Raw genomic sequence first — 9,978 nt, forward strand, 5'->3', positions numbered from 1 at the left:
TAATCAAAAAAATTATCAAATTCAGTAAAGTTTATTTATATTTTCGATACATAGCAGGTAAACCTGCGACCGGATTTATAGAGCTTTGCTTCTTATTACCTTCCTGACTGGAATCGGCAAAATTCAAACGCAGAAGGTAATAGGCAAACGCTCACGTCCCATTCGGGGCGTGGGTTGTTGACTTTTGTTTGTGCGTTATGGCTTTGCCGAGCCTCAGTCTGCAAACAATTGATTGGCAACACACGCCTTTTTTTTGCAAAGAAATGCCACAAGGCCTCTGTTTTCGAGCCGCAGCTTACTAATCAGCAAAAAACGGAGACTTTATGAAAAACATCAAACGCATTTTCAATTACGCGGCCGTAGTGGCATCTGCATGCCTGTTCATCTCATGCGTTATTAATCCACCAGCATGGTATAAAGAAGGATATAACAAGTTTGATACAGAAAATGCTCTTGCGCAATGCGAATATGATGTAAGCATGCAAAAAATTCCTGATGAAAAATACGCTTCCACTGTAAAAAATTGCATGATTCGTCAAGGATTCCGCTATCTTGATAACCCCCCAAACTATCCTAAGGAAAGTACATATTCAACATCTACGCCAGCACAAAACATTCCAACAACAGAAACTAAGCAAAATTCACCAGAAGAAAAAACCACTTCATCCAATCAACAAGATAACACTAATGAGAATTCATCGAATGAATCTGGAGAAAAAGAATGGTGGAAATAAATTCAATAAAAAAATGCTACGCGATTCTAATCATCGGTGGCATGCTTCTTTCTGGTTGTGCAGGAAATACAGTCACTATTGGGCAACAAGTATGGATGTCAGACAACGTCAATAAAGCCATGAAAGGAGCAAGATGTTACAAAAAGAGTAATGATGGTAAACCATGCGCAGACAACAACATGGTTTATACCTGGGAGAGCGCTATTCACGCTTGCCCCGCAGGTTTTCATTTACCAAGCAAACAAGACTTCTTAACTCTTGAAAAAAATCGAATAAAAAACAAAGATATAATTAGTTTCGGATGTTTTGGAAATGACAAGACATCCAGCGGAGGGTTTTGCTATGAAACAGCGTTCTCTGCATATTGGACAAGTTCGGAAGCAGACAAGAAAAACGCCTTCGTTTGGGACGTTGATTTCAGCTACAAATTTTTCGAGTCGAAAACAGACAATAAAAACGAATACTACGCAGTCCGGTGCATCCAGGATTAAGGAGACCGTATGTTTAAAAAATTTCTTTTGATTTTATTTGTATTCGTCATAGCTGCATCTGCCAGCGATGTCACCGTCACATATCAATCTAGCGGAGATATAAAAGACAGAATAAATCTTCTTAAGAATATGAAGAACAAGTTCTCTCTTGATCAAAATCAAGAGCAAGAATATAATGCACTATGGGAACAAGCTAATTCCATCGCAAAAATGAACGACAGATGTAGTTCTATATCCTTAAATGAAGTTATCGATGAAGAATGCCAACATTTTTATGAAATCGATCTTCCCCAATTCGAAGCAAAATTTTTTGAGCTAACAGGTGAATTTAAGCTAAATGCAGTCAAAGCTTCCAACTCGCTATCAGACAAACGCGCCATGATTGAAGCATGCGTAAACGCCCTCTCACCAGAATCATATCAAGTTTCATCCATCATTACCGTAATCGGAGAAGTAACACCAGAGCCGCTAGAAAACGATCTTGCCATGATTAGATATAACTTAGCACTTGGCATTAATGACGAAAAGAAAGAGGCTATCAAATCACGACTCGAAAAATGGTACGAAGCCTGCGGAGACGCAATTACAAGTCAAGGCGATTTTTCTCCGCTTTTCATTCAAAAAATCAACAAGCAAAACAGGCACTCCAAAACATTTTTTGACATCAAAGGAAATTTAATCAGATTAATTACAGGACAACAGGAAAGATTTAGCTACTATATCAATGATCGTTTACTTTTTGGGAAATCCAATGCAAAAGGAACACCCTTACTCTCTATAACAAAAAATGGGATAATAGGATTTGCAAATATGTCTAACATTTCATGGAAAAGCTACGCAATCTTTCCAGAAAAAGAAATCAAACAGAAAGGGTTTAATGGTCGAATTGTCTGGGGAAAAAGACCTGCCCCACGTCGAAACATTAGAGCCTTGAAAAATGGAAAAGTCATCAAAAGTGTTGTGATTGGCCAACAAGAGTGGTTTGCAATGGATTATGGAACCGGAGATTGGGACAAAGCAAAAAAAACATGTCCTTCTGGTTGGCATCTTCCCTCTGATGACGATTGGAGACAACTTGGTAATTTTGTCCGAGATAATAGCTACGAAGCCCCTATAGGTATTTCGCTACGGGCGGCGTTTGGGTGGAAAAAGCCAGGTATCGATCTTTACGGATTTAGTGCAAAACCAGACACATACTATGGCGAAGACAACGAAAATATCCGCGATGAAGAATGCGTTGTCTACTGGAGTTCGAACAATTCTGGCGAAACACGCGCTAGCAGATGGATGATTTGCGGAGAAAATTTGAAAAATTCATCCGCAAAGAAGTTGAATTCCTACACAATCCGCTGTATTAAAAATAACGAAATTCATTTTTAACATAGGCAAACAAAAGCAAGCAAGTGGGCTTCAAGAAAGAAGCCTATTTGTTTTTTGGGGGCCTAGTATAAAAAAATTGCATTTTTGTGCAGTGAACCTATTGACATTTGCCCAAATGTTCATTATATTTATGTAGGTAAACACCAAGCCATAGCGAGGTCCATATGGAAAACAACAGCAAGCGCAAAGAATTGACAGCCCGTCAAGAGGAAATCTACGAGTACATCAAGAAGTACTCCAAAGAAAACCGCATGCCGCCTACAGTCCGTGAAATCGGCAACCACTTTGAAATCTCATCGACAAACGGCGTCCGTTCCATCCTGGCCGCCCTCATCAAGAAGGGCTACCTCAACCGAGCCCCGAGGCTCAGCCGCGGTATCGAAATTGTCGACACCGACGGTTCCGCAGCCGAAACGGCACCGAGCAACACCATCGAGATTCCCATCGTTGGCCGAGTCGCCGCCGGTACGCCCATCCTTGCAGTCCAGAACCTCGAAGGTACGGTCACCATCGACCGCGATTTCCTCGCCTGCCGCTCCGATGTCTTCGCACTCCGCGTCAAGGGCGATTCCATGATCAATGCGGGCATTTTCGACGGCGACCTCATCTTCGCCCGCCAACAAAAGACTGCCGAACGCGGTGAAATCATCGTGGCCCAGGTAGACAACGAGGCGACCGTAAAGTATTACCAGCCGCTCTCCGACCATATCGAACTGCGCCCCGCCAACCCGAAATACCGTCCCATCGTCGTCAACAAGGGAAAGGACTTCTCCATCGCGGGCCGTGTCATCGGTGTCATGCGCAAGGTGAACTAACTCCGGCCAAAGACCAAGACTATAGCAAAAGCCTCCGCAGTGCGGAGGCTTTAATGCTTTGACCCTGTTTCCTGCCCATCAATCCGGCAGAACCGGCACAAGCCTTAGTCCAGCGTATGGACCAGGAGGCCGTCGCGCAGCTTGGGCTCGAACCAGGTGCTCTTCGGCGGCATGATCTCGCCCGCATCGGCGATGTTCATGAGCTGGTCGAGCGTGGTCGGGTACATCGCGAAGGCACAGGCGCATTCACCGCTGTCCACGCGTTTCACGAGTTCGCCAAGACCGCGGATGCCACCGACGAAGTCGATGCGCTTGGAGGTACGCGGGTCGTCAATGTCGAAAATCGGCTTCAGCACGAGCTTCTGGAGCAAGGCCACGTCGAGGCTGTCGACCGGGCCCAGGTTCTTGAGGAACTTGTCCTTGAACGTGCAGGCGTACCACTTGCCGCCCAGGTACATGTTCACCTGGTTCTGCTTTGCCGGGTGCTGCATTTCGGCGAGCGGCTCGATATCGAACACGAGGCCCAGTTCTTCCATGAGCTGCTCCGGCGTGCGGCCGTTCAAGTCCTTCAGCACGCGGTTGTAGTCCAGAATCTTGAGCTGCGTGCTCGGGAACAGGATTGCGAGGTAGCGGTTGTATTCCTCCTCGCCCGTGTTCTTCGGGTTCTGTTCCGCGCGGTAGCTTGCAGCGCGGGCTCCGGCGGCACTGCGGTGGTGACCGTCGGCAATGTAGCTCACCGGAATCTGTTCAAAGCTCTTGCGGATGGCGGCAATCTCGGCATCGTCATCGATAATCCAGACCGTGTGGCCAAAGCCGTCGCCGTCGCTCACGAAGTCATAGACGGGCTTGCGCTTGGTAACGGCACCGAACAGGTCGAACTGGCCGTTGTCGCGGTAAGTGAGGAACACCGGACCGGTATTGGCGTTGGTGTCGAGCACGTGGCGGAGGCGGTCCTCTTCCTTGTCGGCACGGGTAAGTTCGTGCTTCTTGATAATGCCGTTGAAGTAGTCGGCGGCGGGCACGGTGCACACCAGGCCGTACTGTTCGCGGCCGTTCATCGTCTGGCGGTAAACGTACAGGCAGTCCTTCTTGTCGTGCGCAATGACGCCATCGGCAATCATCTTGTCGAGGTTCGCACGGGCATGCGCATAGACCTTCGGGTCGTACGGGTCGACGCTGTCGTCAAGTTCGATTTCGGCACGGGTCACGCGCAGGTAGGAATGCGGGAGCCCTTCGGCCATGGCCTTGGCTTCGGCGCGGTTCATCACGTCGTAAGGGAGAGCGGAAATGTCCTTGGCCTCGGCGGGGTTCACCGGGCGAAGGGCCTTGAACGGGTAGATGTGCATCATGGGCTTCTTTCCTTTGTGAGATTCCTTGATTAAAACTTCGTCCTCGGAAATGAGGTTATGGATATAGCCGGTCTTGCCTTCGATCCACTTCTTCTTGCGGTAACTGACAACGAAATACGCAATGAAGAAGAAGATAAAGCCGGTAATCATCGCGACGATGGTAATGCCTATCATGAACGCAAGCAGGTGACCGGCGGCGTTTTCCCAGAGGTTCTTGACAATATCCAGGCAGTTGCGGATAGACATGCGTTCGAATTCACCCAAAAAGTCGAACTTGATCGGGTCGGGGTCGACAATCTTGCAACCGATGTAATAGCCCGAGGGATAGAATATGCCGAACTGGGTCACGGGGTTTGCCACGAAGTCGGCCACGACACCCGGAACCTTCGGCAGGCGGAACAGCGCACAAAGAGCAACCGTGAGAATAATGGCAAAACCAATCGTGGGCCAAACACCGATAAACACGCCGATAAACACGGACCACGCCACCTTGAGCGCATCCTGCCTACGCGGGAACATGCGGTTGTAGTAGATCCTACTCAGCCTCTTGTATTTTGATTCCTGCTTTCTTCTCGATAAAACCATTTTTCCCTAACATCTTTTAAATTTCAGATCGCAAGATAGAAAAATTTACATGACGAAACAACCCAGAAAAAAGAAACTCCACAATTTGCTAAATTTGGGGCATGAAACACCTGATATCCAAGGAAGGATTCGACAAGTTCAAGGCCGAATGGGAACACCTAAAATACGTGGAACGCCCGGCCATGATTAACCAGGTCCAGGCCGCCGCGACCGAAGGCGATCGCAGCGAAAACGCCGCCTATACCTACGGCCGCATGCGCGTCCGCGAAATCGACCGCAGGCTCCGGGAACTCGACCGCATCCTCGACGGGGCGCAAATTATCGAAACGGCAGCTCCAGACGACGGTTCCATCCGATTCGGAGCCACAGTCAAGCTACGAGACAAAAAGACGAAGCGCGAAAAGACCTACAGCATCGTCGGCGAAAAGGAAATTGACCCCCTCCAAGGCCGCATCAGCATGAAATCTCCCGTCGGAATGGCACTCATCGGCAAGAAGCAGGGGGAAAGCGTCGAAGTGCAGGCCCCCAAGGGCAAAATCATCTACGAAATCGTGGATGTCGCGTACTAGAGTGGACGCCATGTTCATCGATACCCATTGCCACATCGACTCCTACGAGCGGCACGCCGGAGAAACCTTCGAGGCCCTCCTCGCGCGCCTCCGCTCCCCCGCCGCCTCCGAAAGCGGCCTCGCGCTTCCCGAAGCCTTTGTCCATGTGGCATGCGATCCCGCCGACTTCGCCCGCGGCCGCGAGCTCTCCGAAAAATACGGCAACGTTTATTCCGCCTACGGAATCCACCCGGAATACGTGGAAACGGAAACCGCGGCTGACGAGGCCCGCCTCCTCGAATACCTCGCCCACCCCAAATGTGTCGCCTGCGGCGAATTCGGCCTCGACTACCACTACGGCGCAGAGACGAAGGCCGCCCAGGTCAAGCTTTTCGAACGCCACCTCCAAATCGGCCTCCAGAGCGAAAAGCCGCTCGTGCTCCACCTGCGCGAAGCGGACGACGATGCACTTGCCGTCCTCTCAAACGCCGACCTCCGCGGCCACAAGCTGCATATCCATTGCTTTACAGGCACCCCCGAATTCGCAGAATCGCTCCTCGCCCTCGATGCGGAAATCTACATCGGGTTTACCGGCATCGTCACCTTCAGGAACGCCCAGAACGTCCGCGACGCGGCAAGCCTCGTACCGTTCGACCGCCTGCTCCTGGAGACGGACTCCCCCTACATGGCGCCCATCCCCTTCCGCGGAAAGCCGTGCCATTCCGGCCTCATCCCCTTTATCGCGCAAAAACTCGCCGAAATAAAAGACGTGCCCATAGAGGAACTCTACAGGCACTGTCGCGAAAACACGCGCAACTGCTACGGGATCTAGGGCAACACGCTAGGCGCGCACGACCTGCGCCAGCTCCCTCTCGGCAGCATCTGCCGCAGGAGCCACGGCGGAATCCCCCGCATAATGTAATTTCATATAGTCGAGCGCATCTTCCGGCGAAAGAGGCTCGCTGAAGTAGAAGCCCTGGATCTGGCGGCAGCCTTCCCTACGCAGGAATTCGAGCTGTTCCACCGTCTCCACGCCCTCCGCAATAATGCTCAGGTTCAAAGACTTCGCGATACCGATAACCATCTTCGCAAACGCGGCATCTTCCTCGTCATCCGCCACGTGGTCGATAAACGACTTGTCCATCTTGAGCGTATGCACCGGCAAATGCTTCAGGTAAGAGAGGCTGCTGTAGCCCGTGCCGAAGTCATCGATAGAAATCTGGAGGCCCATGTTCGAGAGCGAGCGCATGATGTCGGCCGCCTTCTCCACTTCGCACGTCGCCGTGTATTCGGTAATCTCGAGTTTCAGGTTGCGCGGGTTGAGGTGCGTCTCTGCGAGAATCTTCTTCACATCGTCGACCATGCTTTCCATCGAGAACTGGCGCGCCGAGAAGTTCACAGCCACGCGGATATTCTCGTATCCCATGTCGACCCATTTCTTAGTCTGCTCGCAGGCCATGCGCAAAATAAGCGCCCCCATCGGAACGATGAGGCCTGTCTCTTCGGCCAGCGGGATGAATTCAGCCGGCGAAACGATCCCCTGCTTCGAATTGTTCCAGCGCACCAGCGCTTCGAAGCCGACAATCGCGTTGTCCGCGCCAATATCCACGATCGGCTGGTACATCAGCACGAATTCCTGGAACTGGATGGCGCGGCGGATCTCGTATTCGAGGCTGTAGAGCTTCATCGCCTTCTCGCGGATGCCTCCCGTCACGAACTGGATACTGCCGTGATTCACGCTCTTCTTAAGGTTGCGGAGGACCGCATTCGCACTCGCAAGGATATCCTCGACGCAGTCGGCATCCGTATTCACGACCACCGCCATCGAGATGCTGATAAACAGGTCGCGGCCGTCGAGCTGGATCGGGGACTTCACCTTGTTGTGCAGCTGCTTGACCGTCGAGAGAAGCCCCGTCTCCTTGTCTGAGAGATCGACATCGTGCAGGATAACCGCAAAGACATCGGGGCCGATTCGCGCCACAATGTCTTCTTCCTTGCAGAAAGCCTTGATACGTTCAGAGACAATCCGCAGGACGTTATCCCCGAAATTCATCGAATAGGAAGCATTGATGGAGCCGAAGCTGTCGATATCGAGCAGGACAACCGCCAACGTGCTGTCGTGCCTGAGCGAAGCCGCTTCCATGTCCGTCTTGAGCTTCTCGAGGAAGAACTTGCGGTTGTAGACCCCCGTCAGGGCATCCTGGTATACGTAGAAATAGTTCTGACGCTCCACCGCCTTGCTGTCCATCGCCGTGCTGATGAACCCTATCACACGAACGGGCCTGTTTTCGGTATCCACCTGCGTACGGCCCGCGATAACCACCTGGTCGTATCCGTTTGCTCGACGCGACGAGAGACGCAGCGTACACGAAAAATTGCCGCCTTCGGCCAAGGCCTTCGAAAGCACCGATTTGAATTCGGTCCAGTCCTTCTCCATGATGTAGGATTTCAGGGCATAGAACGAATCATCGAGGCCTCCCTTCGCTCCCAGGAGTTTTGCGACCCGGTTGGACCAGTAGACCTTCCCCGTCGCAACGCTGTACGTCCAAAAGCCGTCCTGCGAGACATCTATCATCATCTGGAAAATTTCGTCATGCTCGTGGAGGTCCTTTTCGAAATCGCGGACCGGTTCCGTTTCGACAGAACTCGGAATTTCAATGTCGTTGCGAATTTTTTTCCGGTTCAGCGCCGTAGGGAACCGGTAAAAAACCGACACATAAGCAAGGAACACGATGGCAAGCACATAGGGCACAAGCATCAGGTAATTGTCGGTAAAGTCAAGGATGCCGGGAATAAACGCCGCAAAAAGGACGCAAGCGAACAGAAGGGCGAAGCGCAATATGATGTTTTCGTCGAATAATTTCATTCCGGCACCAATGATAAAAAATTTAAATCAAAAATGTACAATGTGGATTATTCCGAGTCGAAACAAAATATTTTTGTAAGCAAAAACACGTTCCAATTTCAAGTATTCCAACTTGGAGTATAAGACAAGGGAGGGCGCTGCCCTCCCAAATAAAAAAAAAGCCCCCGGCTTTTTGCCAGAGGCTTTTGAGAAAGTCTTTCGTTCAGGCGAAGCTTGAACGGGAGGGCAAACTTTGTTTGCCCGACTTAATCTCGCTTACACAGCGCCCTGCCACTTCATGGCATCGGCAACCTTGAGGAAGCCGGCGATGTTTGCACCCATGACGAGGTTGCCCTTCTGGCCGTACTTGACAGCGGCAGAGGAAGCAGCGGCGTAGATGCTCTTCATGATGCCTTCGAGCTTCTTGTCCACTTCTTCGAAGGTCCAGGAGAGACGTTCGGAGTTCTGGGACATTTCGAGACCCGATGTTGCCACGCCACCAGCGTTAGCAGCCTTGGCAGGTCCAAAGAGGACGCCGGCCTTCTGGAAGGCTTCGATAGCTTCCGGAGTAGACGGCATGTTTGCACCTTCAGCAACGGCCTTCACGCCGTTAGCGATAAGAGCCTTGGCACCTTCAAGGTCGAGTTCGTTCTGGGTAGCGCACGGAAGAGCGATGTCGCACTTGACCGTCCAAACACCCTTAGAACCTTCGTGGTATTCAGAACCCGGAACGAGCTTGGCGTATTCGCTAATGCGGGCGCGCTTCACGTTCTTGAGGTCGAGAACGATGTCGAGGTTGATGCCGTTCGGGTCGTAGATGTAGCCGTTGGAGTCGGACATGGTCACGACCTTACCACCGAGCTGAGTAGCCTTCTGGCATGCGAACTGGGCAACGTTACCGGAACCGGAAATCACGACGGTCTTGCCTTCGAAGGAGTCGTTGGCGAGGTCCTTGAGCATTTCGCGGGTGAAGTAGCAGAGGCCGTAGCCAGTAGCTTCGGTACGGGCGAGAGAGCCACCGTAGGAGAGGCCCTTACCGGTGAGAACGCCCACAAATTCGTTGCGGATGCGCTTGTACTGACCGAACATGTAACCGATTTCGCGAGCGCCAGTACCCTGGTCGCCAGCCGGAACGTCCGTGTCGGCACCGACGTGCTTGCAGAGTTCAGTCATGAAGGACTGGCAGAAACGCATCACTTCGTTGTCGCTCTTGCCCTTCGGGTCGAAGTCG

General features: G+C 51.4%; 9 protein-coding genes and 1 pseudogene. 6 read left to right on the forward strand and 4 right to left on the reverse strand.

From position 1 onward, the window contains the following. Positions 1-323 precede the first annotated feature (323 nt). The 4 genes from B2952_RS07355 (at position 324) to lexA (ending at position 3,420) form a co-directional block, all read left to right on the forward strand. Positions 324-734: a hypothetical protein gene (locus B2952_RS07355; RefSeq protein WP_290730264.1), complete on the forward strand. Its 411-nt coding sequence runs from the start codon at positions 324-326 to the stop codon at positions 732-734. Next, positions 722-1,225: an FISUMP domain-containing protein gene (locus B2952_RS07360; RefSeq protein ID WP_290730262.1), complete on the forward strand. Its 504-nt coding sequence runs from the start codon at positions 722-724 to the stop codon at positions 1,223-1,225. The genes B2952_RS07355 and B2952_RS07360 overlap by 13 nt, the downstream gene beginning before the upstream one ends. A gap of 9 nt (positions 1,226-1,234) precedes the next feature. Beyond that, on the forward strand, positions 1,235-2,605 hold the full coding sequence (locus tag B2952_RS07365) for an FISUMP domain-containing protein (RefSeq protein ID WP_290730259.1): 1,371 nt from the start codon (positions 1,235-1,237) through the stop codon (positions 2,603-2,605). A gap of 164 nt (positions 2,606-2,769) precedes the next feature. Next, a complete protein-coding gene (gene lexA, locus B2952_RS07370) occupies positions 2,770-3,420 on the forward strand; it encodes a transcriptional repressor LexA (RefSeq protein ID WP_173382866.1) in 651 nt (216 codons plus the stop codon). Positions 3,421-3,524: 104 nt separating this feature from the next. On the opposite strand, the gene B2952_RS07375 is transcribed toward lexA, so the two are convergent. Together B2952_RS07375 and B2952_RS14165 are read right to left on the reverse strand one after the other, a co-directional pair. Next, entirely contained in the window at positions 3,525-4,769 is a 1,245-nt protein-coding gene (locus B2952_RS07375; protein ID WP_349679830.1) for a DUF1015 domain-containing protein, read from the reverse strand. 99 nt (positions 4,770-4,868) lie between these two features. Next, a pseudogene (locus B2952_RS14165) lies at positions 4,869-5,354 on the reverse strand (DUF2062 domain-containing protein); the annotation flags it as partial. 101 nt (positions 5,355-5,455) lie between these two features. Between B2952_RS14165 and greA the strand changes: the two are divergent. Next, positions 5,456-5,923, forward strand: coding sequence for a transcription elongation factor GreA (gene greA / locus B2952_RS07380; RefSeq protein WP_290734586.1), 468 nt, complete (start codon positions 5,456-5,458; stop codon positions 5,921-5,923). Then, the gene (locus B2952_RS07385; RefSeq protein ID WP_290734584.1) at positions 5,910-6,734 is read left to right on the forward strand and encodes a TatD family hydrolase; all 825 of its coding nucleotides are present in this window, start codon (positions 5,910-5,912) and stop codon (positions 6,732-6,734) included. The genes greA and B2952_RS07385 overlap by 14 nt, the downstream gene beginning before the upstream one ends. 9 nt (positions 6,735-6,743) lie before the next feature. Here the strand turns inward: B2952_RS07385 and B2952_RS07390 are convergent, their stop codons facing one another. Together B2952_RS07390 and B2952_RS07395 are read right to left on the reverse strand one after the other, a co-directional pair. Continuing rightward, a complete protein-coding gene (locus tag B2952_RS07390) occupies positions 6,744-8,768 on the reverse strand; it encodes a putative bifunctional diguanylate cyclase/phosphodiesterase (RefSeq protein ID WP_290734582.1) in 2,025 nt (674 codons plus the stop codon). Between the two features lie 255 nt (positions 8,769-9,023). Further along, positions 9,024-9,978 (reverse strand): Glu/Leu/Phe/Val dehydrogenase dimerization domain-containing protein (locus B2952_RS07395; RefSeq protein ID WP_290734580.1); only part of this gene is annotated, 955 nt, incomplete at its 5' end.

Origin of the sequence: Fibrobacter sp. UBA7003, assembly GCA_002449765.1 — a bacterium.
GTDB lineage: Bacteria > Fibrobacterota > Fibrobacteria > Fibrobacterales > Fibrobacteraceae > Fibrobacter.

Bases quoted from the DNA above. Each gene is read 5' to 3' on its own strand.
- B2952_RS07375 (WP_349679830.1), bottom strand. From the start codon at position 4,769: ATGATGCACATCTACCCGTTCAAGGCCCTTCGCCCGGTGAACCCCGCC.
- B2952_RS07365 (WP_290730259.1), top strand. From the start codon at position 1,235: ATGTTTAAAAAATTTCTTTTGATTTTATTTGTATTCGTCATAGCTGCA.
- B2952_RS07355 (WP_290730264.1), top strand. From the start codon at position 324: ATGAAAAACATCAAACGCATTTTCAATTACGCGGCCGTAGTGGCATCT.
- B2952_RS07360 (WP_290730262.1), top strand. From the start codon at position 722: ATGGTGGAAATAAATTCAATAAAAAAATGCTACGCGATTCTAATCATC.
- greA (WP_290734586.1), top strand. From the start codon at position 5,456: ATGAAACACCTGATATCCAAGGAAGGATTCGACAAGTTCAAGGCCGAA.
- lexA (WP_173382866.1), top strand. From the start codon at position 2,770: ATGGAAAACAACAGCAAGCGCAAAGAATTGACAGCCCGTCAAGAGGAA.
- B2952_RS07390 (WP_290734582.1), bottom strand. From the start codon at position 8,768: ATGAAATTATTCGACGAAAACATCATATTGCGCTTCGCCCTTCTGTTC.
- B2952_RS07385 (WP_290734584.1), top strand. From the start codon at position 5,910: ATGTCGCGTACTAGAGTGGACGCCATGTTCATCGATACCCATTGCCAC.